Origin of the sequence: Delftia sp. WSY_7 (assembly GCF_043104845.1) — a bacterium.
Taxonomy (GTDB): domain Bacteria; phylum Pseudomonadota; class Gammaproteobacteria; order Burkholderiales; family Burkholderiaceae_C; genus Comamonas; species Comamonas tsuruhatensis.
The window spans coordinates 90,861-113,427 of the sequence record NZ_JBICLB010000021.1 but is presented as its reverse complement, the minus strand read 5'-3'; the positions used below and the strand labels follow the sequence as shown (position 1 = coordinate 113,427).

At 66.6% G+C, this 22,567-nt stretch carries 21 protein-coding genes; 9 read left to right on the top strand and 12 right to left on the bottom strand.

The genetic code is table 11. From position 1 onward, the window contains the following. Position 1: 1 nt before the first annotated feature. The 6 genes from infB to ACF8ME_RS09515 form a co-directional block, all read right to left on the bottom strand. On the bottom strand, positions 2 to 2,857 hold the full coding sequence (gene infB / locus ACF8ME_RS09540) for a translation initiation factor IF-2 (protein WP_016448884.1): 2,856 nt from the start codon (positions 2,855 to 2,857) through the stop codon (positions 2 to 4). Positions 2,858 to 2,880: 23 nt separating this feature from the next. After that, positions 2,881 to 4,368 carry a transcription termination factor NusA gene (gene nusA, locus ACF8ME_RS09535; protein WP_016448885.1) on the bottom strand — a complete coding sequence of 496 codons (1,488 nt, stop codon included), beginning with the start codon at positions 4,366 to 4,368 and terminating at the stop codon, positions 2,881 to 2,883. Positions 4,369 to 4,454: 86 nt separating this feature from the next. After that, positions 4,455 to 5,033: a ribosome maturation factor RimP gene (rimP, locus tag ACF8ME_RS09530; RefSeq protein WP_374005454.1), complete on the bottom strand. Its 579-nt coding sequence runs from the start codon at positions 5,031 to 5,033 to the stop codon at positions 4,455 to 4,457. 278 nt (positions 5,034 to 5,311) lie between these two features. Beyond that, entirely contained in the window at positions 5,312 to 5,713 is a 402-nt protein-coding gene (locus ACF8ME_RS09525) for a thioredoxin family protein (protein ID WP_016452383.1), read from the bottom strand. Between the two features lie 10 nt (positions 5,714 to 5,723). Then, the gene (locus ACF8ME_RS09520) at positions 5,724 to 7,064 is read right to left on the bottom strand and encodes a c-type cytochrome (RefSeq protein WP_392416166.1); all 1,341 of its coding nucleotides are present in this window, start codon (positions 7,062 to 7,064) and stop codon (positions 5,724 to 5,726) included. Next, positions 7,061 to 7,888, bottom strand: a complete 828-nt coding sequence (locus ACF8ME_RS09515) for a c-type cytochrome (RefSeq protein WP_392416164.1) — start codon at positions 7,886 to 7,888, stop codon at positions 7,061 to 7,063. Before ACF8ME_RS09515 ends, ACF8ME_RS09520 begins: the two co-directional genes overlap by 4 nt. 168 nt (positions 7,889 to 8,056) lie before the next feature. Between ACF8ME_RS09515 and ACF8ME_RS09510 the strand changes: the two genes are divergently transcribed. Together ACF8ME_RS09510 and ACF8ME_RS09505 are read left to right on the top strand one after the other, a co-directional pair. After that, a complete protein-coding gene (locus tag ACF8ME_RS09510; RefSeq protein WP_392416163.1) occupies positions 8,057 to 9,046 on the top strand; it encodes a DnaJ C-terminal domain-containing protein in 990 nt (329 codons plus the stop codon). Next, positions 9,043 to 9,378 carry a hypothetical protein gene (locus ACF8ME_RS09505; RefSeq protein WP_016448891.1) on the top strand — a complete coding sequence of 112 codons (336 nt, stop codon included), beginning with the start codon at positions 9,043 to 9,045 and terminating at the stop codon, positions 9,376 to 9,378. Before ACF8ME_RS09510 ends, ACF8ME_RS09505 begins: the two co-directional genes overlap by 4 nt. An 89-nt stretch (positions 9,379 to 9,467) precedes the next feature. Here the strand turns inward: ACF8ME_RS09505 and ACF8ME_RS09500 are convergent, their stop codons facing one another. Then, on the bottom strand, positions 9,468 to 9,629 hold the full coding sequence (locus ACF8ME_RS09500; RefSeq protein WP_012204826.1) for a hypothetical protein: 162 nt from the start codon (positions 9,627 to 9,629) through the stop codon (positions 9,468 to 9,470). Between the two features lie 246 nt (positions 9,630 to 9,875). Between ACF8ME_RS09500 and ACF8ME_RS09495 the strand changes: the two genes are divergently transcribed. Beyond that, the gene (locus ACF8ME_RS09495) at positions 9,876 to 10,502 is read left to right on the top strand and encodes a lipocalin family protein (protein WP_016448892.1); all 627 of its coding nucleotides are present in this window, start codon (positions 9,876 to 9,878) and stop codon (positions 10,500 to 10,502) included. 24 nt (positions 10,503 to 10,526) lie between these two features. Here ACF8ME_RS09495 and ACF8ME_RS09490 read toward each other — a convergent pair whose 3' ends face one another. The 4 genes from ACF8ME_RS09490 to ACF8ME_RS09475 form a co-directional block, all read right to left on the bottom strand. Next, on the bottom strand, positions 10,527 to 12,215 hold the full coding sequence (locus ACF8ME_RS09490; RefSeq protein ID WP_046240372.1) for an ABC transporter ATP-binding protein: 1,689 nt from the start codon (positions 12,213 to 12,215) through the stop codon (positions 10,527 to 10,529). After that, a complete protein-coding gene (locus tag ACF8ME_RS09485) occupies positions 12,212 to 13,354 on the bottom strand; it encodes an ABC transporter permease (RefSeq protein ID WP_074924285.1) in 1,143 nt (380 codons plus the stop codon). The genes ACF8ME_RS09490 and ACF8ME_RS09485 overlap by 4 nt, the downstream gene beginning before the upstream one ends. A gap of 104 nt (positions 13,355 to 13,458) precedes the next feature. Continuing rightward, positions 13,459 to 14,487, bottom strand: a complete 1,029-nt coding sequence (locus ACF8ME_RS09480; protein ID WP_016448895.1) for a microcin C ABC transporter permease YejB — start codon at positions 14,485 to 14,487, stop codon at positions 13,459 to 13,461. Between the two features lie 96 nt (positions 14,488 to 14,583). Then, the gene (locus tag ACF8ME_RS09475; protein WP_034348785.1) at positions 14,584 to 16,413 is read right to left on the bottom strand and encodes an extracellular solute-binding protein; all 1,830 of its coding nucleotides are present in this window, start codon (positions 16,411 to 16,413) and stop codon (positions 14,584 to 14,586) included. Positions 16,414 to 16,524: 111 nt separating this feature from the next. Here ACF8ME_RS09475 and fabI point away from each other — a divergent pair, with 111 nt between their 5' ends. From fabI to ACF8ME_RS09455, 4 genes are all read left to right on the top strand, one after another. Next, positions 16,525 to 17,325: an enoyl-ACP reductase FabI gene (gene fabI, locus ACF8ME_RS09470; protein WP_016448897.1), complete on the top strand. Its 801-nt coding sequence runs from the start codon at positions 16,525 to 16,527 to the stop codon at positions 17,323 to 17,325. A gap of 215 nt (positions 17,326 to 17,540) precedes the next feature. Beyond that, entirely contained in the window at positions 17,541 to 17,666 is a 126-nt protein-coding gene (locus ACF8ME_RS09465; RefSeq protein WP_016448898.1) for a hypothetical protein, read from the top strand. Positions 17,667 to 17,735: 69 nt separating this feature from the next. Continuing rightward, positions 17,736 to 18,371: a superoxide dismutase gene (locus ACF8ME_RS09460; protein WP_213757901.1), complete on the top strand. Its 636-nt coding sequence runs from the start codon at positions 17,736 to 17,738 to the stop codon at positions 18,369 to 18,371. A gap of 45 nt (positions 18,372 to 18,416) precedes the next feature. Next, positions 18,417 to 19,337, top strand: a complete 921-nt coding sequence (locus tag ACF8ME_RS09455) for a ZIP family metal transporter (RefSeq protein ID WP_016452392.1) — start codon at positions 18,417 to 18,419, stop codon at positions 19,335 to 19,337. A 24-nt stretch (positions 19,338 to 19,361) separates the two neighbouring features. On the opposite strand, the gene ACF8ME_RS09450 is transcribed toward ACF8ME_RS09455, so the two are convergent. Further along, on the bottom strand, positions 19,362 to 20,093 hold the full coding sequence (locus ACF8ME_RS09450; protein ID WP_034364346.1) for an IclR family transcriptional regulator: 732 nt from the start codon (positions 20,091 to 20,093) through the stop codon (positions 19,362 to 19,364). 159 nt (positions 20,094 to 20,252) lie between these two features. Here ACF8ME_RS09450 and ACF8ME_RS09445 point away from each other — a divergent pair, with 159 nt between their 5' ends. After that, positions 20,253 to 21,206, top strand: a complete 954-nt coding sequence (locus tag ACF8ME_RS09445; protein WP_392416161.1) for a hydroxymethylglutaryl-CoA lyase — start codon at positions 20,253 to 20,255, stop codon at positions 21,204 to 21,206. Between the two features lie 39 nt (positions 21,207 to 21,245). Next, positions 21,246 to 22,493 carry a CaiB/BaiF CoA transferase family protein gene (locus ACF8ME_RS09440; RefSeq protein WP_392416159.1) on the top strand — a complete coding sequence of 416 codons (1,248 nt, stop codon included), beginning with the start codon at positions 21,246 to 21,248 and terminating at the stop codon, positions 22,491 to 22,493. Positions 22,494 to 22,567 lie beyond the last annotated feature (74 nt).

Sequence of the window (22,567 nt, the reverse complement as noted above, 5' to 3'; positions counted from 1 at the left end):
ATTACAGCGAGCGCGCGATTTCCTTGATCTCGAACACTTCGAGCACGTCGCCTTCGCGAATGTCGTTGTAGTTCTTGAGCTTGATACCGCACTCGAAGCCTTCCTTGACTTCCTTGACGTCGTCCTTCAGGCGCTTGAGCGATTCGATCTCGCCCGTGTAGATGACCACGTTCTCGCGCAGCAGGCGGAAATGCGCATTGCGCGTAACCTGGCCTTGCGTGATGTACGAGCCAGCCACGGTGCCGATCTTCGACGCCACGAACACGGTACGGATCTCGGCCATGCCGATGATCTCTTCCTTGCGCTCGGGAGCCAGCATGCCGGACATCGCTGCCTTCACCTCTTCGACGGCGTCGTAGATGATGTTGTAGTAGCGCAGGTCCACATCGTTGCTCTCGGCCGTCTTGCGCGCCTGGGCATCGGCCCGGACGTTGAAGCCGATGATGATGGCCTTGGAGGCCAGCGCCAGGTTCACGTCGGACTCGCTGATGCCGCCCACGCCCGAGTAGACCAGCTGCACGCGGATCTCTTCGGTGGAGAGCTTGAGCAGCGATGCGCCCAGTGCTTCCTGCGAGCCCTGCATGTCGGCCTTGACGATGATGGGCAGGGTCTGGACCTCGCCCGCACCCATTTCGGCGAACATGTTCTCGAGCTTGGCAGCCTGCTGGCGAGCCAGCTTGGTGTTGCGGAACTTGCCGGCGCGGTAGGTCGCGATTTCGCGGGCGCGGCGCTCGTCCTGCAGCACCATGAAGTCGTCGCCGGCCTGGGGCACGTCGGACAGACCCTGGATTTCCACCGGGATGGAGGGGCCAGCGGACTTGGTCTGCTTGCCGTCTTCGTCCAGCATGGCGCGCACGCGGCCGTAGGTCTGGCCTGCCAGCACCACGTCGCCCACCTTCAGCGTGCCGGACTGCACCAGCACCGTGGCCACGGGGCCGCGGCCCTTGTCCAGCTGCGCTTCGATGACCAGACCCTTGGCAGCGGCTTCCACGGGAGCGGTCAGCTCCAGCACTTCGGCCTGCAGCAGGACCTGTTCCAGCAGCTCGTCGATGCCCTGGCCGGTCTTGGACGACACGGCGATGAACGGGGACTCGCCGCCGTACTCTTCAGGCACCACCTGCTCGGCCACCAGGCCTTGCTTGACGCGGTCGAGGTTGGCATCGGGCTTGTCGGCCTTGGTGATGGCAACCACGATGGGCACACCCGCCGCCTTCGCGTGCTTGATGGCTTCCTTGGTCTGGGGCATCACGCCGTCGTCGGCAGCGCACACCAGGATGACGATGTCGGTGGCCTGGGCACCACGGGCACGCATGGCCGTGAAGGCCTCGTGGCCCGGGGTGTCCAGGAAGGTGACGATGCCGCGGGGCGTCGTCACATGGTAGGCACCGATGTGCTGGGTGATGCCGCCGGCTTCGCCCGACGCAACCTTGGTGCGGCGGATGTAGTCCAGCAGCGAGGTCTTGCCGTGGTCCACGTGGCCCATGACGGTGACCACGGGGGCGCGCGACTCCTGGGCAGCTTCCTGCTGGGACACTTCCTCGGCCGTGAAGGCTTCGGGATCGTCCAGCGCAGCGACCTTGGCGGTGTGGCCCATTTCCTCGACCACGATCATGGCCGTGTCCTGGTCCAGGGGCTGGTTGATGGTGACCATCTGGCCCATCTTCATCAGCACCTTGATCAGCTCGGATGCCTTGACCGACATCTTGTGCGCCAGCTCGGCCACGGTGATGGTCTCGGGCACGTGCACTTCGATGGCGCGGAATTCCGTTGCCGCGCTCTGGTGCTGTCCGTCATTGCGGTCATTGCCACGACGGCCGCCACGCGGGCCGCCGCGCCAGTTGGAACGGCCGCCCACGCCACCGGAGCTGTCGCCACGGGTCTTGATTTCCTTCTTCTTGCCATCGCCGGCCCAGCTCGAGGAGAGCTTGGCGGACTTGACTTCCTTGCCGGCGCCGGCAGGCGCGCGCGCACCGGCTCCGCCGGCGGTCGTGCCAGCGGGCTTGTGCAGCGTGGTCTTCTTGGCATCGGCGGCAGCAGGCGCTGCAGGCTTTGCCACGGGCTTGGGCTCTTCGGGCTTCTTGGCCACGAGCACCTTCTTGGGCGCGGCCATCATGGCGCGAATGGCTTCGGCTTCGGCCAGCGCCTTGCGGCGGCGGTCTTCCAGATCCTTGGCGCGTTCGGCTTCCTCGGCCGCACGGGCCTTGGACTCTTCCTCGGCCTTGGCGCGTGCCGCGAGCTGGGCTTCGGCGCGCGCTATCTGGCCGGCAGCCTGCTCGCGCGAGGCTTCCTGCTTAGCGCGGTTGGCCTCGACAATCTTTGCGGCTTCGGCAGCCGCATAGGCGGCTGCGCGCTCTTCGGCTTCGCGCTCGCGCTGTTGGACTAGCTCGCGCTCTTCGCGCTCACGGCGTTGCTGTGCCAATTCTTCCTCCTCCCGGCCGATCATTTCGGCCTGGCGACGTGCTTCCCCTTCGCGGCGCACCAATTCCTGAGATTCGCGCTCCGACGCCGCGCGCTGCTCCTGGGCAGCCGCAACGGCAGCGGGGTCGGAGGCGCCTTCGGCGGCCTCGTCGCGCTTGACGAAGGTGCGCTTCTTGCGCACTTCCACCTGGATGGTGCGGGCGCGGCCCGACGAATCGGCCTGCTTGATCTCGCTGGTGGACCGTTTGGTCAGCGTGATCTTCTTGGCGCCACTTCCGTGGCTGGCCTGCAGATGGCTGAGCAGTTGCTGCTTGTCGCCGTCGGTCAACGCATCCGATGCGTTGTCCTTGGCGACGCCTGCAGCCTTGAGCTGCTGCAGCAACGTGTCAGGGGTCTTGTTGAGCTCTTTTGCAAACTCGGCAACCGTATTACTGGACATAAATGCTCTGAACCTCCCTGACCTTACTCTTGCCCTTCGGTGAACCAGTGCTCACGCGCCTTCATGATCAAAGCCTTCGCTTCTTCCTCGGTCTGCCCGGTCAGCTCGGTCAACTCATCGATGGCCAGATCGGCCAGATCGTCGCGAGTGTGCACATTGGCCTCGGCCAGCTTGTCCACGATCTCCGGAGTCATTCCCTCGAGCGTCAGCAGATCCTGCGACACCTTGCCCACGTTTTCCTCGTGCGCGATTTCCTGCGTCAGCAGGGCATCCTTCGCACGGGTGCGCAGCTCGTTCACCGTCTCTTCGTCGAACGCCTCGATTTCGAGCATTTCCTGCAGCGGCACGTAGGCCACTTCTTCCAGGGTCTCGAAACCTTCCTCGATGAGGATGTTGGCGATTTCCTCGTCCACATCGAGCTTTTCCATGAACAGCTGGCGCGCAACGGCAGACTCGTCCGCCTGCTTTTGCGCAGACTCAGCCGCGTCCATGATGTTGATCTTCCAGCCGGTAAGCTCGGAAGCCAGGCGAACGTTCTGGCCGCCACGGCCGATGGCGATGGCGAGGTTTTCCTCGTCAACCACCACGTCCATGGCGTGCTTTTCCTCGTCCACAACGATGGACGACACATTGGCCGGAGCCAGCGCACCGATCACGAACTGTGCAGGGTCCTCGGACCACAGCACGATGTCCACGCGCTCGCCAGCCAATTCATTGGTGACGGCGTTGACGCGGGTGCCCCGCACGCCGACACAGGTGCCGATGGGATCGACACGCTTGTCATGGCTGAGCACGGCGATCTTGGCGCGGCTGCCGGCATCGCGAGCACAGCTCTTGATCTCCAGCAGGCCCTGCTCGATCTCGGGCACTTCGTTGCGGAACAGCTCGACCATGAACTCCGGCGCCGAACGCGACAGGATGATGGGCGCGCCGCGCAGCGTGGCGTCCACTTCCATGATCATGGCCCGCACGCGGTCGCCGTTGCGCAGGTTTTCCTTGGGGATCATTTCGCTGCGGCGCAGGCGTCCTTCGACACGGCCGGCCTCGACGATGATGTCGCCCTTGTCCATGCGCTTGACCGTGCCCGTGAAGATCCGGTCGCCGCGCGAAAGGAACTCGTTGAGCAGCATTTCGCGCTCGGCATCGCGGATCTTTTGCAGGATGACCTGCTTGGCCGCCATCGCACCGATGCGGCCGATGGGCACCGACTCGATCTCTTCCTCGATGTACTCGCCTTCGGAGATGCCGGGGACGCGGTCCTGTGCGTCCATCAGCATTTCTTCGGCATCGGGGTTTTGCAGGCCCGCATCATCGGGCACCACCAGCCAGCGGCGGAAGGTGTCGTAGTTACCGCTGTCGCGATCGATGGCCACGCGGATGTCCACTTCACCTTGGTACAGCTTCTTCGTGGCTTGGGCCAGGGCCGATTCCACTGCACCGAACACCAAATCGCGCTCCACGTTCTTTTCGCGCGAAATGGCTTCTACCAACATCAACAATTCGCGATTCATGCGACGACTCTCCTATTTCAATCACGCAGAAAGGGGATGGCAATGCCCTTCTGCCCCAATGATTCGACGTACCCTGCCCGCTCCGATCAGACCGGCTTGGCAGAACGCCCCTTGAAATCCACAAGGGGAGCCAGACGCGCCTCGCGCAGCTCCTCCAGCGTGAAACCCAGCGCCTGCAGGGGCGCGGGAACACGCTTCTTGCTGACCCTCTGGCCAGGCTTGACGGGTGGCTCGTCGCTCCAGACGATCTGCCAGCCACCACCTTCGGCACGCTCCAGCGTGCCGCGGAATTTCTTGCGATTGGCGCTGACCTGCCCTTCAGCGGCGGCGCCGATGGGCTCCTTGAGGGTCAGGTCGATGACTTCCCCGACAAAGCGGATGAAGTCCTGCTCATGCCGCAGGGGGCGGTCGATGCCCGGGGAGGAGACCTCGAGGCGCGTGTAATCCGTGCCATCGACCTCCAGCGCGAACTGCAGCTGGCGCGTGATCTTCTCGCAGTCCTCGACTGTCACGAACTGCTCCGGCACCACCGGCTGGCCCTCCACCGGGGGCTGCCAAGGCAAATCAATTGTGACGCGCAACAGCCCGCCTGCCGAGCGTTCTATTTCCACCAGGTCATAGCCCAGACCTGTCACGGTTTGTTCAACGATTTGCTGTAGTGCCACGTGTAATTAAATTCAATCCTGCAAACACAAAAGACCCGGAACGCCCCTGGAACCTTGGCAGCAGCCATGTCCCAACAGCGCCGAGCCCCATGGCAATCCCTAAGGTCGCCCGAAGATCGCCCAAAAAAAAGGGCGGTTGGTACCCGCCCGTTTGGTCGTGAATATGCCATTGTATCCGCAAACGACCTTCAGGCCAAGTTCGCGCCGTACAAATACAGGCGCTGGCAGGCACTGCGCAAGGCAGCCCAGACCAGGGCGGACACCCCTCCGCCGGAGGCTCAGGCGCCCACGCGCTCAAGCGCCTGCGCCGACTGAAGCCGCCGCAAAAGGGCCTGCGCTTCGGCGGGGTCGGCCGGGGCCGCGCCAGGGTCCTGGGCCAATGACTGCAGCATGCGCGCCACAACGCCCGGCTGGGGCAGCACCGGCCCCAGAAAGCGCGCGCGCTCGCCGTCAGCGATCAGCACAGAGGGAAAGGTTTCGATGTCCAGGTCCCCGGCCACATCCTCGCGGTCCTCGACATCAAGCCAGACGAAGTGCATCTGCGGGAACTGGGTGGCCAGCTCCGCAAACGCGCTCCGGTACTGGTTGCAAACGCCGCACCATTGCGCACACAGGCAAACCACCCACCAGGGGCTGGCTGCCGCGCTGTCGTCCGGCAGCTTGCCGGCCATTGAATCCATGGAAAACCTCTCAGAAACCACGCCCTTCCCGGGCGCGATAAACCTCCATGGTACCGATTTCCGCCGCCTTGTTGCCCCAGGCATTGCGCACATAGCTGGCCACGGCGGCCACCTGTGCGTCAGACAGCACATGGCCAAAGGGCGGCATGCCATGCGGCTGCGGCTGTTGCCGCGTGGACGGGGGATAGCCACCGTCCAGCAGCACCAGCAGCAGGTTGCGCGGCTCGGCCATGGTCACGGAGGCATTGCCAGCCAGCGCAGGAAACGCGCCCGGTGTTCCCTGGCCCTGCGCACCATGGCAGACCGCGCACTGCCGTTCGTACACGGCCCGCCCCAAGGCCATCTGCCCAGGCTGCACAGCCTTGATGGCGCCGTGCCCGTCTGTGCCGGCAGATGGGGCAGCAGCGCCCTGCTCCTGCAGATAGGAAGCCAGCGCCTGCAGATCCTGTGGCTGCCAGTGCTGGGTGCTGCGCGCCACGACTTCGGCCATGGGGCCCAGTGCCGAGCCTGAAGGGCCGGACCCCGTCTGCAGCAACTGCACCCAGGCGGATTCCTGGCCGGCGCGCACACCCGCCTCGCCGGGATCGAGCAGCGAAGGCGCATACCAGGACTGCCCTGCCACAAAGCCGCCGGACATGGCCTGGCCGGAGGCACCCAGGCCATTGCGCGGCGCATGGCAGGCCGCGCAATGGCCCAGCCCCTGGGCAAGATAGGCGCCGCGATTCCAGGCCGGGGCCTTCCCTGGCTGGTCCTGCCAATCCTTCGGCGAGAAGAACAGCGCCCGCCAGACGGCCAGCGACCCCTGCCAGCCATAGGGAAAGTCCAGCGCATGCGGCGGCGTCTGCGCGCGCACGGCGGGCAGGCTTTGCAGATAGGCGAACAAGGCGTCCGAATCGGCGCGCGTCACGCGGGTGTAGCTGTCATACGGGAAGGCCGGATACAGCAGGCGCCCACCACGCGAGCGCCCGTTGTGCAGCGCACGCCAGAAGTCCTGCGCCGACCACAGCCCCAAGCCCGTCTCCTTGTCGGAGGTGAGATTGCTGGTGTACAGCGTGCCGAACGCGGTGGGCAAGCCCCGCCCGCCCGCATATTCGGCACCGCCCGCCGCCGTGTGGCAGCCAGCGCAGTTGCCTACCCGCGCAAGGTAGGCGCCGCGCTCGACCAGGGCGGCCCGTGTTTCGGTCGATCCTGACCAGCCGCCGTGGCCATAGGCATGAACCCCCTGCTCCCCCCGCAGGTTGAGCCAGACCAGCAGCAGCCCCACCAGGACCAGGGCCAGGACCACAAGAGCCAGCAGGGGCCACCGCCCGCGTACGCTCGCGCTGGCCGGATTTTCCACTTGGACACTCATGGCATGCCCTCCTGACCGCCCACAGCGGCCACCGCACCGCAGCGCAGCGGCAAGGAGCGCGCCAAGGCCTCGCGCCCTCCCGGCGTCGCCGATGCAGGCCGCGACGACAGCCATGCCGTGACGGCCACGACTTCCTGCGGCGTCAGCGCCTTGGCCACCTGGTCCATGCAATCGGGAGCGGCCGCCTGGCGCTGGCCCGAGCGCCAGGCGCCGATCTGGCTGTTGAGATAGTCGCGTGACAGGCCCAGCAGACCCGGGATATCGTCGCCCGCGCCCATGAGCCGCTGGCCATGGCAGGCAGCACAGGCGGGCAGGCCCCGCTGCGCGTCGCCCTGCAGCACCAGCTGCTCGCCACGCGCGAGGTCGGCGGGCGGCAGCTGCGCCGGCACGGGCGGCGCATAGGGCAGCTCAAGGCTTGCGAAATGCACGGCGATCTGGCGCAGATAGTCGTCCGACATGAATTCGATCAGCCGGTTCATGGCCGGATAGCTGCGGCGCCCCTGCTGGAAATTCTTGAGCTGGCGGTAAAGATAGCCCGCAGGCTTGCCCGCAATGCGAGGAAAGTAGCCGCTGGGTGTGGCCCGTCCCTCGGGACCATGGCAGGCCGTGCAGGCCAGCACCCTGGACGCCATGGAGCCCACATCGGGCAGAGGCGCACTGACCACGGCGGGGGGCAGGTCCGCCATCGGCACGCCCGGTGCCGGCTGGGCGGACTGCGCCATCACGCCGCATGCACAGGCCGCCAGCCATGCGCCCAGCACGCTCCTTGCCCCCTTGACGCCTGAAAGCCCTGTCCCGTACCGCCATCGCCTGCCATGTGCCATGTCCGACGCCTCCTTTTGCGTCCTGCCGACGCGCGAATGTAGTAAACCCGTCACAAGATGCCAGTCCAGCAGGAAAAGGCCCATCGGTTGAGACCCTGCCATGACCGGGCTATGCTGGCTTCTGGCTTGTCCAGAACATCGCCCGCAAGGGCTGGAGGACGGAAATTCATGGAATACAAGGACTACTACCGCATCCTGGCCGTGGACCGGCAGGCCAGTGCTGACGAGATCAAGAAGGCCTACCGCAAGCTGGCGCGCAAGTACCACCCGGACATCAGCAAGGAAGCGGATGCCTCGCAACGCATGGCCGAGATCAATGAAGCCAACGCCGTGCTGTCCGATCCCGAAAAGCGTGCGGCCTACGACGCGCTGGCCGATGCGCCCCGCCGCAGCGCAGGCGCCGGCGGATTCCAGCCGCCACCGGACTGGGAAGGTCAGGACTTCCACTTTCGCAGCGGCGATGGCGCCATGCCGGACGGCGATGCGGATTTCAGCGAATTCTTCTCGCAGATGTTCGGCCAGGGCGCCCGCGCGCGCCATGCGGGCGGCGGGCAGCACCGACCTCCACCCGACCTGCGCGGGCAGGACCAGCACGCCAGCATCGAGCTGGACCTGCTGGACAGCTACCACGGCGCCCAGCGCAGCCTGCACCTGCGCAGCACGGTGCTGGATGAGGACGGGCGGCCGGTGGCGCGGGACAAGGAATTGCAGGTCAGCATTCCCAAGGGGGTGCGCGAAGGCCAGATGATCCGTCTGGCCGGCCAGGGGGGCCCGGGCCTGGGCAACGGTCCGGCAGGCGATCTGCTGCTGCAGGTGCATCTGCGCCACGACCCGCGCTGGTGGGCCGAGGGCAAGGATGTCTATCAGCCCATCGCGCTCGCGCCCTGGGAAGCCGCGCTGGGCGGCACGGTCCGTCTCGCCACGATTGCCGGCGAATTCGATGTCGGCATCCCTGCCGGCAGCCGCGCAGGCCGCAAGCTGCGGATCAAGGGCAAGGGCTTGCCCGCCGCCACGCCAGGCGATCTGTATCTGGTGCTGGGCATCAGCCTGCCGGAGCCGCAGACCGACGCCCAGCGAAAGGCCTATGAGGCACTGGCCCAGGCCTTCCCCTCGTTCGATGCCCGCCAGCAAGGCACGGGCCAAGGAGCCTCGCGATGAGCACGCCGCTGTATCCCTTCTACGAACCTGCAGAACTGCTGGATGAAGGCGCACTGGATCTGCACGATCTCGCCCGCCACTGCCAGCGCAACACCGCCTGGGTGGTGGAGCGCGTGCAGACCGGGGTGCTGTACTGCGAGAACGAGCCGGCCGGCGACGCGGCCGACGCGCAGGCACAGTGGCGCTTCAGCAGCCACATGCTGGTGCGTGCGCGCCGCATAGCCCATCTGGAGCACAGCTTCGATGCCGACCCCCAACTGGCTGCGCTGACAGCAGACCTGATCGAGGAAGTGCAGATGCTGCGCCGCAAGCTCCAGGCACTGCAGCACTGAGCGCATTCGCCCCAAAAGCAAAAGCCCTCTTTCGAGGGCTCTTGCTTTCAGAACGCGGCCGCAGCAGGCATGCATGCGGCCCGCCGTGCTCAGCGGTGACGCTTGCCGGGGTTCTTCTTGGTATGGGTGTGGGCGCCACGGGCGCGGCTCACGCGCTGGCCACGGCCGGGCGTCGGCAGGGTGACGCCGTTGGGCAGGGGAGGCTGGGGAGTGAACTTGCGGTCGGCTTCGGTAACGATCTTGTTGCCCATGGCATTTCCTTCTTCAAAAAAATGAGAACGCGCAATTAGGCCATAGACCTGCAGGCCCGCGCATAAAAAAACACATGGCCTGCTCCGGCATAGGGAAAGTTCCTGCGTTGCGCAGCCCGCACAGCCGCAGTTCCGGCAGCGCCGGCCTACACCGCGGCCCGGCGTTCTGTCCTAAAGTAGGAGCACGCTGCCAAGCGCACATGATGCCCCTGGCATGCGCTCTGCCTGAACACGGAGTTCCGCACGATGTCACCCCGCCAACCACGCACAGAAGTCACCACCCCGTCCACACCCCGCCCTGCCTGGGTTCGGCCCGCGGCAGGCCTTGCTGGGCTTGCCGTCGGGGCCGCTGCAGCCGCCTTGCTTTGGAAGGGCCTGCGCAACCCGCCCATTCCTGCCACAGTGGAGCCCGTACGCGGCTGGGACATCCAGCGCTACATGGGCCGCTGGTACGAGGTGGCCCGCATAGACCACCGCTTCGAAAAAGGCCTGGAGCGCACCCAGGCCGAATACACGCCGCTTCCCGATGGAAGCGTGCATGTGCTGAACCGGGGCTACGACGCAGGCCGCCGGCGCTGGAAGTCCGCTGAAGGCAAGGCCCGCACGGTGCATGGCCCCGGCGTTGCGGCGCTCAAGGTCTCGTTCTTCGGACCGTTCTACGGCGGCTACAACGTGGTGGCCCTGGATGCCGACTACCGCTGGGCCATGGTGGTCGGCTCGGACCTGCGCTATTTCTGGATTCTTTCGCGCACCCCTGAACTGCCCGATGGCGTGGCAGCGCGCCTGCTGGCCCAGGCCCGGCTGCTGGGCGTGCCCGTGGACAAGGTGCAGTGGATTCTTCAGGACGGGGTCAATCCCACAGGCAGCTGGTAGCGGCCCGGCGGCAGGCCGGCGAACTCAGAACCCTTCGGGCATGCCGTCACCCGAAAAGCCAGCAGCCTCCACCAGCCGCTGGGTATAGGACTCACGCGGCGCGCCCAGCACCTGGGCCACGGGGCCGGATTCGACGATGGCACCATCCTTCATCACCACCACGTCATGGGCCATGGCGCGGATCACGTCCACATCGTGCGTGATGAGCAGATAGGCCAGACCACGTTCGCGCTGCAGCCGCTGCAGCAGGCCCAGCACCTGCTGCTGAATGGTCACATCCAGCGCACTGGTGGGCTCGTCAAGCACCAGCACTTCAGGCTCCAGCACCAGGGCACGCGCAATGGCGATACGCTGGCGCTGGCCCCCGGAGAACTCATGCGGATAGCGATCGAGCAGACCGGGGAACTGCTCATCCGTCAGCCCGACGGCAGACAGCATGTCCACGACACGGTCACGGCGCTGCCGCCCCGTGAGCGCCGGGGCGTGCACGCGCAGGCCCTCGCCAACAATCTGCTCCAGCGTCAGCCGTGGCGACAGCGATGAATACGGGTCCTGGAACACCACTTGCACCTTGCGCCGCAGCGCAAGATTGGCCGGCGAGTTGCGCGTGGCCGGCTGCCTCCAGGCCTGACCAGCGATGCGCAGCTGGCCTTCATGCGGCAGCAGTCCCAGCACGGCCTGGGCCAGCGTGGACTTGCCCGAGCCCGACTCCCCGACCACACCCACGGTGCGCCCGGGCATCAGGTCCAGGTCGGCGGACTGCACGGCAACAAAACGCCCCTGGCCAAACCAGCCGCGCACGCCCGTCAACGGCACCGGGTAGCTGACCTTGAGGCCCTGCGCATGGACCAGCGGCTCGGGAGCCGCCCCCGGTGTACCGGCCTGCGCCTCGACCAGATCGCGGCGCGGCACACTGGCCAGCAGCTTGCGCGTGTAGGCATGGCGCGGAGCTGCCATGACCGCCGGCACCTCGCCCTGCTCCACCAGCTGCCCGCGCTCCATCACCGCCACGCGATCGGCAAAGCGCCGCACCAGGTGCAGGTCGTGGGTGATCATCAGCACGGCCATGCCGGTCTGGCGTTGCAGGTCATCGAGCAATTGCAGGATCTGTCCGCGCAGCGTGACGTCGAGCGCCGTGGTCGGCTCATCGGCCAGCAGCAGGCGCGGGCTGCTGGCCAGTGCCATGGCGATCATGGCGCGCTGACGCTGGCCGCCGCTGAGCTGATGCGGAAAGGCGCGGGCACGGCGCACGGGCTCGGCAATGCCCGTGGTCGCCAGCAGTTCGGCCGCCTGGGCCAGGGACTGCGCCCGCGTCAGCCCCTGCTTGAGGCGCAGCACCTCGCCCACCTGTTCGCCCACGGTCATCAGCGGATTGAGCGCCGTCATGGGCTCCTGGAAGATCATGGCCACGTCGCCGCCGCGCACGGCCCGCATCTCGCGCTCGGGCAGGCGCAGGAGGTCGCGGCCGTCGAAAAGCGCCTGCCCGCCCAGCTGGGCGTCACCGGCCAGCCGCAGCAGGGACAGCGCCGTGATGGTCTTGCCCGAACCGGACTCACCCACCAGCGCCAGCTTCTCACCGGCCGCCAGATCGAAGCTCACGCCGTGCACCACGTCCTTGCTGCCAAAGCGCACGCGCAGGTTGCGCACAGACAGCAGTGTCCGGCCGCGACCGGGGGCGGAAGGCATGTCCATTGCCGGCTGCTCTGCGTTCATGCGGCGTCCTTCGCATCAACGGCCGGGGCTGCATCGGTGGCAGCGGCCTTGCGCGGGTCCAGCGCATCGCGCAGCGCATCGCCCATGAAGGTCAGCAGCAGCAGCGTCACCACCAGCACCGCAAAGGTGGACAGCGAGATCCACCAGGCATCGATGCTGTTCTTGCCCTGGCTCAGCAGCTCGCCCAGGCTGGGCGTATCGGGCGGAACGCCCAGGCCCAGGAAATCAAGCGAAGTCAGCGCCAGGATGGCTGCACTCATGCGAAACGGCAAAAAGGTGACCACGGGCGTCATGCTGTTGGGCAGCAGATGGCGCCAGATCAGCGCGCCATTGCCCACGCCCAGCGCACGCGCCGACTTCACGTAGTCGAGCTGGCGGTTGCGCAGGAATTCGGCCCGCACATAGTCCGACAGCCCCATCCAGCCGAACAGCGACAGCAGCACCAGCAGCAGCGAGACGCTGGGCGCCAGCACCGCGCTGAAGATGATCAGCAGATACAGCTCGGGCATGGAGCCCCAGATCTCGATGAAGCGCTGAAACGCCAGATCGGTCCTGCCGCCGAAAAAGCCCTGGATGGCCCCCGTCACCACGCCCAGCACCACGCCGGAGGCCGTCAGCGCCAGCGCAAACAGCACGCTCACGCGAAAGCCGTAGATCAGTTGCGCCAGCAGATCGCGCCCGCGATCGTCCGTGCCCAGCAGGTTCTCGCGCGAGGGCGGCGCCGGATTGGGCAAGCTCGCAAAGTAGTTGAGCGCCTGCGGCCCGTAGGGGTTGAGCGTGTACAGCGCCCAGTTGCCACCCTGGCTCAGGCGATCCCGGATGTAGGGATCCAGATAGTCAGCCGCCGTCTCGAAGTCGCCGCCGAAGGTCTTCTCGGAATAATCGTTCCACAGCGGCCAGTAGGTCTGGCCTTCGTAGCGCACCACCAGGGGCCGGTCGTTGCTGATCAGCTCGGCGCCCAGGCTCAGCACCACCATCACGCAAAAAGCGACCAGGCTCCAATATCCCAGCCGATTGCGCCTGAACCGCAGCCAGGCCCGCCGCGCCGGCGAAACCGCCGCCGCCGCCAGCGGTGCAGGCGCCCCAGCCCCCGGCAGCCCCGTTCCAGAAACCACAACGGATTGCATTTCAGTGTCCATGTCGCTCCAGGAAACGAAGCCCGGCGCCACGCGCCGCCCGTCCGCCCCCCGTGATACAGGGCGCCGTGCATACCGGGCAAGCCGCGAAGCGGCTCGGAAGGTACCTAGTCAAACCGTACACGCGGATCCACCCACACATAACAAAGATCGCTGACCAGCTTGGTCACCAGGCCGATCAGCGTGAACAGGTACAGCGTGCCCAGCACCACGGGATAGTCGCGCCGTATCACGCTGTCATAGCTGAGCAGGCCCAGGCCGTCCAGCGAGAACAGCGTTTCTATCAGCAGCGAGCCCGTGAAGAAGGCACCGATGAAGGCGGCCGGAAAGCCGGTGACGATGGGAATCAGCGCATTGCGCAGCACATGCCGATAAAGCACCTGCCGCTCCGACAGGCCCTTGGCGCGGGCTGTCAGCACATATTGCTTGCGGATCTCTTCCAGAAAGGCATTCTTGGTGAGCATGGCGGTGATGGCGAAGCTGCCCGCCACCATGGCCGTGACCGGCAGCGCGATATGCCATAGATAGTCCACGATGCGCGCGCCCCAGGACAGCTCATCCCAGTTGGCCGAGGTCAGCCCGCGCAGCGGAAACCATTGCAGCTGCCCCCCGAAGATCACCAGCAGCGCCACGCCCAGCACAAAGCCCGGAATCGCATAGCCCACCAGGATCAGCAGCGTGGTGAAGAAGTCGAAACGCGAGCCGGCACGCACGGCCTTGGCAATGCCCAGGGGCACGGCCACGAGGTAGCTGATGAAAAAGGTCCACAGGCCCAGGCTGGCCGAGACCGGCAGCTTCTCCTTGATCAGCTGCCAGACATCCTTGTTCTGAAAGAAACTGCGCCCCAGGTCGAACCGCGCGAACTGCCCGAGCATCTGGAAGAAGCGCTCATGGGCCGGCTTGTCAAACCCGTAGAGGGCCTTGATCTGCTCTATGCGCTGGGGGTCCACCCCCTGGTTGCCACGGTAGGCCAGGCCACCGCCTTCGCCGCCACGGCCAACGCTGGCCTTGGCTTCGGCAAGGTACTGCTCCACCGGGCCACCGGGCACGAACTGCACGACCACGAAGGTCAGCAGCAGCACGCCCAGCAGGGTCGGCACCATCAGCAGCAAGCGTTTGAGTATGTAGGCCCACATAAGAAGTCCTGCATTATGTCGATTGCCGGGGGGCACCCCGGCCCGGGAGCGTGCCCATCATGCAACGGATCGCAACGATGCGGCGGCAGCGCCCGCTCATGGAGGCGGCGCGGTCAGCACCGGCATGCGGGCCCACCAGGTATCCATGGCCCAGCTCTCGCCCTTGGCGTAGGCGGGAACCACGGCGGGCCGCACCAGCCGCCAGGAGTCGTAGACCATGCGGTGCGTTCCCGCGCTCCACTGCGGAATCAGGTAGTGTCCATGCGCGATGACACGCTCCAGTGCGTGGCACGCGGGCAACAGCTGCGCCTCGGTCTTGGCCTCGGTCATGCGCCGGATCAAGGCATCGACGGCGGGATTCTTGACTCCGGGAAAATTGCCCGAGCCGTCCGTGTCCGCCGCCCGACTGCCGAACAGGTCGGCGAATTCCTGGCCCGGGTTGTTCGTGCCCTGGTAGGCAATGGAGATGATGTCGTAGTCGAACTTCTCCACGCGCTGCTGGTACAGCGCGAAGTCCGCCGAACGAAAGCGCAGCCGTATGCCCAGCTTTTCCAGATTGCGTATCCAGGGCGAGACCTGGCGTATGCCCGACTCGCTGCTGTCCAGGTACTCCAGCTCCATGGCCTGGCCCCGCGCATTGCGCAGCACGCCATCCTGAATGGTCCAGCCGGCATCGGCCAGCAATTGCCGCGCCTGGCGCAGGTTGGCACGCAGCGAGTTGTTGCCATCGGTGCGCGGCGGCTCGGCCATGGGGCCGAAGGCCTCCGGCGGAATGCTCTTGCGCAAGGGCTCCATGAGCGCCAGCTCCTCTGGCGAGGGCTCGCCATGGGTCTCGCAGGCCGTGTTGCCGAACAGCCCGCGCACGCGCTGGTAGGAGCCGTAGAACATCTGCCGGTTCATCCATTCGTAGTCCAGGGCCAGGTCCAGCGCACGGCGAACGCGCACGTCCTGCAGCAAAGGGCGCCGGGTGTTGAGCACATAGCTCTGGAACCCCGAGGGCAGCTTGTTGCTGAATTCGCCCTTGACCAGCTCGCCCCGGTCGAAGCGCTTGCCGTACAGGCGCCGCGCCCAGTCGCCGGCGCTGTAAAAACGCATCAGGTCGAACTCGCCGGCCTTCAGCGCTTCCAGCTTCGCCGTGTTGTCGCGGTAGATCTTGACGGAGATGCGATCGAAATTGGCCGTGCCCACGCGCGCAGGCAGATCGCGCCCCCAGTAGTCCGGGTCGCGCACATAGGTGATGTCCTTGCCGAAGCGCACAGGTCCTATCCTGTAGGGCCCACTGCCGATGGGCGTATCCGTCACCACCTGGTCGAAGGGCTTGGGCTTGCCGTTTTCCATGCCCCAGTCGCGGCTGAAGACGGGAATGGCGCCCACAACCAGCGGCAGTTCCCGGTTCGGCTGCTTGAAGCGAAAGCGCACCGTGCGTTCATCCAGCACGTCGACCCCCGCCACATCGAAGAACAGCGATCGGTAGCCAGGCAATGCGTGCGGCCCCACCAGCGTGTCATAGCTGAACTTGACATCGGCAGCCAGCACGGGCTTGCCGTTGTGAAAGCGCGCTTGCGGCCGCAGCCGGAACGTGGCCGACAGGCCGTCGGGGGCAGCCTGCACATCCTCTGCCAGCAGTCCGTAGCCCGTGGCGGTCTCGTCCAGCGAGGGCCACAGCAGGGTGTCGAACATCAGTTCGGCCAGATAGGCCGGAGACGATCCCTTGATGGTGAACGGGTTGTACTTGTCAAAGGTGGAGATGCGCAGGTTGCTCACCAGGCGCAGCTCGCCGCCCTTGGGGGCCTTGGCGTTGACATAGTCGAAATGGCTGAAGCCCTCGGCATAGCGGGGCTCTCCCCACAGGGCATAGGCATGCGAGCCCCACGCCGGCACACACGCCGAGGCCAGCAGCAGCGAAGAAATCATCCAATGGCGCATGCGACAATTCTGCACCACGCAGCCAGCCGCCCGCTGGCAAACGCTGACGCGAGGCCCCGCCTTCGCCGCCAGCTGCTGCGCACTTCCACTCACTTCCTCTGGAGAACAACAATGGGCTTTCTCGCCGGTAAAAAACTGCTGATCACGGGCGTTCTGTCCAACCGCTCCATCGCCTACGGCATCGCCAAGGCCTGCCACGCACAGGGCGCGGAGCTGGCGTTCAGCTATGTAGGCGAGCGCTTCAAGGACCGCATCACCGAATTCGCTGCAGAATTCGACTCCAAGCTGATCTTTGACTGCGACGTGGCCGACGACGCCCAGATCGACAAGCTGTTCGCCGACCTGGGCGCCACCTGGGGCAAGTTCGACGGCTTCGTGCACAGCATCGGCTTCGCGCCGCGCGAGGCCATCGCCGGCAACTTCCTGGAAGGCCTGTCGCGCGAGGGCTTCAAGATCGCGCACGACATCAGCGCCTACAGCTTCCCCGCGATGGCCAAGGCGGCCCTGCCTTACCTCAATGACAAGTCCTCGCTGCTGACGCTGTCGTACCTGGGCGCGCTGCGCTCCATCCCCAACTACAACACCATGGGCCTGGCCAAGGCATCGCTGGAAGCCTCGGTGCGCTACCTGGCCGAGGCCGTGGGCCGCACGGCAGACGGCCGCGCCATCCGCGCCAACGGCATCTCGGCCGGCCCCATCAAGACGCTGGCCGCATCGGGCATCAAGGACTTCGGCAAGCTGCTGGGCCGCGTGGCCGATGCATCGCCGCTGCGCCGCAACGTGACCATCGAGGATGTGGGCAATGTGGCCGCCTTCCTGCTGTCCGACCTGGCCTCGGGCGTGACGGCCGAGATCACCTACGTGGACGGCGGCTTCAGCCAGACTGCAGGCCTGTCGGCCGACCAGGTCTAAGCGGCCACCGCCACCCGACCGGCCCCGCAGGCATTGCCGCCTGCGGGGTTTTTTTTCGCCCGGAACCCACGACTGCGGGTCCTGCCTGCACGCGCAAGGAAATACACATCGGCTTGACTGAGGTCATTTTTGTTTTGAATGAGAATGATTCTCATGAATAATACAATTCTCAGATCAATATCAAGGAATCTCTGAAACCCTCGGAGCCAGCAGAGATGCAAGCAACCCCTGACCTCAGCCTGCCCTCTCCCGTTCCAGCCCCCATCGATGCTGCACTGCAGGCCTCGTCCCGGGTCTTCGACATCGCGGCAACGGCCCTGCCCTCGCGGCTGGCGCACTGACTGCAGGTCTCGCCCCCCCACACGCCTTACGACGCACCGATTTCCCCCGTAGTCCCTGAAAGAAACCACATGAGCAACTACACCCTGCCTCCCCTGAACTACGCCTACGACGCGCTGGAGCCCCATATCGATGCGCAGACCATGGAGATCCACTACACCAAGCACCATCAGGCCTATGTGAACAACCTGAATGCCGCACTCAAGGACACGCCGCACGGCAGCCAGCCCGTGGAGCAGCTGATCGCCGACCTGTCCCTGCTGCCCGAAGGCGTGCGCGGCGCCGTGCGCAACAACGGCGGCGGCCATGCCAACCACAGCCTGTTCTGGACCGTGATGGCCCCGGCAGACCAGGGTGGCGGAGGCGCCCCCTCGGGCGAGCTGGGCCAGGCCATCGACAGGGAGCTGGGGGGCTTCGATGCCTTCAAGGCCGCCTTCACCCAGGCCGCGCTCACGCGCTTTGGCAGCGGCTGGGCGTGGCTCGTGGTGGGCAAGGACGGCAAGCTGGCCGTGGAAAGCAGCGGCAACCAGGACAGCCCGCTGATGGCCGGCATCGGCTCCGGAGCCACCCCCATCCTGGGCCTGGACGTGTGGGAACACGCCTACTACCTCAAGTACCAGAATCGCCGCCCCGAATACATCGCGGCGTTCTACAACGTAGTCAGCTGGGCCGAAGTGGCCCGCCGCTACACCGCAGCCCGCGGCTGATCGGCCAAGCCTGCCCGCCAACGCCCCAACCCATTCCCGACCAGCATGGATCTGCCACAACGCTTCCGCTCCAAGACCAGCGTACGGTCCAACATCCGCCTGTGGATCGGCCTGGCCATCATGATGGCCGGCGCCTGGGCGCTCACCAGCCAGTTCTGGGCCTATGCCCAGAACCATCCGGTGGTCTTCCAGGCCCTGGCCGGCGGCTCGGCAGCCGCGCTGGCGACAGCCCTGGGCACCGTGCCCGTGATGCTGTCCCAGCGCCTGTCCGAGCGCACGCAGGACACCTTGTTCGGCTTTGGCGCCGGCGTCATGCTGGCGGCCTGCGCCTTCTCGCTGATCCTGCCGGGGCTGGAGGCGGTGCGTACGCAGGGCCTGTTTGGGGGCGGGAGCTGGGCGGCAGGCGCTGTCATCGGCACGGCAATCCTGCTGGGCGGCGCGGCGCTCATGCTCATGGACCGGCTGCTGCCGCACGAGCACTTCATCAAGGGCCGCGAAGGCCTGGACCCGCAAGGCGCGCGCAAGCTGCAGCGCACCTGGCTGTTCGTCTTTGCCATTGCCCTGCACAACCTGCCCGAAGGCCTGGCCATCGGCGTGGGCTATGCGGGCAACGACGGACTGCGCGCCAATGCGCTGGCCACAGGCATTGCCATCCAGGATGTGCCCGAGGGCCTGGTGGTCGCCGTGGCCCTGCTGGCTGCGGGCTACAAGCGCAGCTTTGCTGTGGCGCTGGGCATGGCATCGGGCCTGGTGGAGCCGCTGGGCGCCGTGCTGGGCGCAGTCATCGTCAGCGGCTCGGCCGCGCTGCTTCCCTGGGGCCTGGGCTTTGCGGCAGGCGCCATGCTCTTCGTGATCAGCCACGAGATCATTCCCGAGTCGCACCGCAAGGGCCACGAGGCCTTTGCCACGGGCGGCCTCATGCTGGGCTTTGTGCTGATGATGGTGCTGGACACGGCGCTGGGCTGAGTCCGCGCACCGCGCACGCCTGGCTCAGGGCAGCAAGAGCCCCAGCTCCCGCGCCGCCGCCAGCACATGGCGGGCGTGGCGCTCCTCGTAGCGGTGGGCTGGCATGGTCAGTGTCAGTGCCGCTGCCAACTCTCCATCGCGCTTGAAGACCGGGGCAGAAATCCCGGCGATCTCCCGGTGCCTGTCTCCCACCATGGCGCAGTAGCCATCGGCGCGCACGCGGGCCAGCTGCGTGCGGCTGCCGCCGCGCGATGCGGCGTACAGCTCGGCATCGAACGCGGACAGCACCCGCCCGCCCGCACCCTGCCCCAGCGGCAGCAGATCGCCGGTGCGCGCATGGTCGCGCACGGGATGGGGCGAATCCACGCGGTACAGGCACAGCCGGTCCTGCCCCTGGCGCACGTGGTAGGCCGCACTCTCGCCCGTGGCCTGCACCAGGGTACGCAGCACGGGCATGACCACGCTGTCCAGCGAGAAATGCCGGGCATACACGGTGTTCAGCCGCGCCACGGCCGGCCCCACGGCATAGCGGCCATCATCCAGGCGCAACACCCATCCGCCATGTTCGAGCGAAGCCAGCAGCCGCAGCACGGTGCTCTTGTACAGGCGCGTGCGTTCCGACAGCTGGGCCAGCGTCAGCCCGTCATCTCCGTCGCGAAAGGCGGCCAGCAGGCTCAAGGCCCGGTCCACCGCAGCCACGCCGCCCGGCGCGGCGTTCTCGTCGGCTACCGATTCCGTCACTGATTTGCGAGGCATATCGAAGGCACCCAAGGGAAAACCCCAGGCACGCAGGCTTGACGATGGCGCGTGCAGCAGGGAATATTTCAACAGAGAGAATCAAGTTCTATCTATTAGAACGACTCAAGCAACCGATGTCAACAGGCGAATCCTGCGGTCATCGCCACCCACCACCGGATGTCCCTGCCCATGTCCTCCCACCGTTTTGACGTACTCATCAGCGAAGTCGGCCCGCGCGATGGCCTGCAGTCCGTGGCCTCCACCATGTCCACAGCGCACAAGCTGGCGTGGATCGACGCCCTGGCCCATTCGGGCCTGCAGGAGATCGAGGTCGGCTCCTTCGTCTCGCCCAAGCTGCTGCCCCAGATGGCCGACGCGGCCGAGGTGGTCGCCCACGCCATCACGCTGCCCGGCGTCACCGTGATGGCCCTGGTCCCCAATCTGCGCGGTGCCGAGGCTGCGCTGCGCGCCGGCGTCCACAAGGTCACGCTGCCCGTATCGGCCAGCCCCGCGCACTCCATGGCCAATGTGCGCAAGACCCCCAGGCAGATGGTGGACGAGGTGCGGGCCATTGCCGCGCTGCGCGACGAGATCGCACCGCAGGCCCTGATCGAGGCGGGCATCTCCACGGCCTTCGGCTGCACGCTGCAGGGGCTGGTGCCCGAGGACGAAGTGATTGCGCTGGCCCTGGCCTGCGTGGCGGCGGGCGCTGATGAATCGGGCCTGTCCGACACCACGGGCATGGCCAACCCGGCCCAGGTGCGGCGCCTGTTCACACGGCTGCGGGCCGAGCTGGGCGAACAGGCAGGCGCGGCCCACATGCACAATACGCGCGGCCTGGGCCTGGCCAACTGCCTGGCCGCCTACGAGGCTGGCGCGCGCACCTTCGATGCCTCGCTGGCCGGCCTGGGTGGCTGCCCGTACGCGCCCGGTGCCTCGGGCAACGTGGTCACCGAAGACCTGGTCTTCATGTTCGAGGCCATGGGCATCCGCACCGGCGTGGACATCGATCGCCTGATCGCCGCCCGCCAGCCGCTGGCCGCAGGCCTGCCCGGCGAGGAGCTGCACGGCATGACGCCGCTGGCCGGACTGCCCAAGGGCTTTGCGCCCCACCCCTACGCACCGGCCTGAGCCGCGGCGACAACCCATACATTCATTCACCGTTTTCCCATGAGCCAACCCACCTCCCCCGACACGGCCGCAGGCCAGGCCACGCCACTGCCCTACGCAGGCATCCGCGTGGTCGAGTTCACCCACATGGTCATGGGCCCGTCCTGCGGCATGATGCTGGCCGACCTGGGCGCCGAAGTCATCAAGGTCGAGCCCGTGGGCCAAGGCCGCGACGGCGATGCCACGCGCAAGCTGCTGGGTTCGGGCTCGGGCTTTTTCCCGCTGTTCAACCGCAACAAGAAGAGCGTGACGCTGGACCTGCAGACCGAGGAAGGCAAGCAGGCCGCGCTGCGCCTGATCGCCACGGCCGACGTGGTCTGCGAGAACTTCAAGCCCGGCACCATGCGCAAGCTGGGGCTGGACTACGACAGCCTCAAGGACCGCTTCGAGCGCCTCATCTACGTGAGCCACAAGGGCTTTCTGCCCGGCCCCTACGAGCACCGCACGGCGCTGGACGAGGTGGTGCAGATGATGGGCGGCCTGGCCTACATGACGGGCCGCCCCGGCGACCCGCTGCGCGCCGGTGCCAGCGTCAACGACATCATGGGCGGCATGTTCGGCGCCATGGGCGCGATGGCTGCCCTGGCCCAGCGCGAGAAGACCGGGCGCGGCCAGGAAGTGCAAAGCGCACTGTTCGAGAACAACATCTTCCTGGTCGCCCAGCACATGATGCAGTTCGCCGTCACCGGCAAGCCGGCCGCGCCCATGCCGGCACGCATCTCGGCCTGGGCCATCTACGACGTGTTCGAGGTCCAGGGCGGCGAGCAGATCTTCCTGGCCGTGGTCAGCGACGGCGCCTGGCGCCTGTTCTGCGACGCCTTCGGCCTGGGCGAGCTGCGCGACGATCCGCGCCTTGGCAGCAACAACGACCGCGTGCTGGCGCGCAGCTGGCTGATGCCGCTGCTGCGCGAGAAGATGGCCCCGCACAGCGCCGCCCACATTGCCGAGGTCTTCGAGAAGAACGGCCTGCCCTTCGCCCCCATCGCACGCCCGCAGGACCTGCTGCAAGACCCGCACCTGAACGCCACGGGCGCGCTGGCCCCCATCACCCTGCCCGATGGCCGCGAGACCAAGACCGTGCTGCTGCCCTTCACGCTGGACGGCAAGCGCCTGGATGTGCGCCTGTCGCCCCCGCGCCTGGGCGAGCACAGCCTGGAGATCCTCACCGCACTAGGCTACAGCAGCGAGCAGGCCCTGGCCCTGGCCCAGGGCGAGGCCACCGACAGCCACGCCAAGGCCTCCCATTGATGCCAGGCTGAGCCACTGAAGCCGCCGCCGTCCACCCGACGCGCGGCGCCCCTGCAACCTTGCACCCCATCCAC

Excerpts from the sequence above, each read along its gene's own strand:
- ACF8ME_RS09515 (WP_392416164.1), bottom strand. The coding sequence starts at position 7,888 with ATGGCACATGGCAGGCGATGGCGGTACGGGACAGGGCTTTCAGGCGTC.
- ACF8ME_RS09490 (WP_046240372.1), bottom strand. The coding sequence starts at position 12,215 with ATGAACGCAGAGCAGCCGGCAATGGACATGCCTTCCGCCCCCGGTCGC.
- ACF8ME_RS09510 (WP_392416163.1), top strand. The coding sequence starts at position 8,057 with ATGGAATACAAGGACTACTACCGCATCCTGGCCGTGGACCGGCAGGCC.
- ACF8ME_RS09455 (WP_016452392.1), top strand. The coding sequence starts at position 18,417 with ATGGATCTGCCACAACGCTTCCGCTCCAAGACCAGCGTACGGTCCAAC.
- infB (WP_016448884.1), bottom strand. The coding sequence starts at position 2,857 with ATGTCCAGTAATACGGTTGCCGAGTTTGCAAAAGAGCTCAACAAGACC.
- ACF8ME_RS09480 (WP_016448895.1), bottom strand. The coding sequence starts at position 14,487 with ATGTGGGCCTACATACTCAAACGCTTGCTGCTGATGGTGCCGACCCTG.
- ACF8ME_RS09465 (WP_016448898.1), top strand. The coding sequence starts at position 17,541 with ATGCAAGCAACCCCTGACCTCAGCCTGCCCTCTCCCGTTCCAGCCCCC.
- ACF8ME_RS09475 (WP_034348785.1), bottom strand. The coding sequence starts at position 16,413 with ATGCGCCATTGGATGATTTCTTCGCTGCTGCTGGCCTCGGCGTGTGTG.
- ACF8ME_RS09460 (WP_213757901.1), top strand. The coding sequence starts at position 17,736 with ATGAGCAACTACACCCTGCCTCCCCTGAACTACGCCTACGACGCGCTG.
- nusA (WP_016448885.1), bottom strand. The coding sequence starts at position 4,368 with ATGAATCGCGAATTGTTGATGTTGGTAGAAGCCATTTCGCGCGAAAAG.
- ACF8ME_RS09450 (WP_034364346.1), bottom strand. The coding sequence starts at position 20,093 with ATGCCTCGCAAATCAGTGACGGAATCGGTAGCCGACGAGAACGCCGCG.
- fabI (WP_016448897.1), top strand. The coding sequence starts at position 16,525 with ATGGGCTTTCTCGCCGGTAAAAAACTGCTGATCACGGGCGTTCTGTCC.
- ACF8ME_RS09485 (WP_074924285.1), bottom strand. The coding sequence starts at position 13,354 with ATGGACACTGAAATGCAATCCGTTGTGGTTTCTGGAACGGGGCTGCCG.
- ACF8ME_RS09505 (WP_016448891.1), top strand. The coding sequence starts at position 9,043 with ATGAGCACGCCGCTGTATCCCTTCTACGAACCTGCAGAACTGCTGGAT.
- ACF8ME_RS09495 (WP_016448892.1), top strand. The coding sequence starts at position 9,876 with ATGTCACCCCGCCAACCACGCACAGAAGTCACCACCCCGTCCACACCC.
- ACF8ME_RS09445 (WP_392416161.1), top strand. The coding sequence starts at position 20,253 with ATGTCCCTGCCCATGTCCTCCCACCGTTTTGACGTACTCATCAGCGAA.
- ACF8ME_RS09440 (WP_392416159.1), top strand. The coding sequence starts at position 21,246 with ATGAGCCAACCCACCTCCCCCGACACGGCCGCAGGCCAGGCCACGCCA.
- ACF8ME_RS09500 (WP_012204826.1), bottom strand. The coding sequence starts at position 9,629 with ATGGGCAACAAGATCGTTACCGAAGCCGACCGCAAGTTCACTCCCCAG.
- ACF8ME_RS09520 (WP_392416166.1), bottom strand. The coding sequence starts at position 7,064 with ATGAGTGTCCAAGTGGAAAATCCGGCCAGCGCGAGCGTACGCGGGCGG.
- ACF8ME_RS09525 (WP_016452383.1), bottom strand. The coding sequence starts at position 5,713 with ATGGATTCAATGGCCGGCAAGCTGCCGGACGACAGCGCGGCAGCCAGC.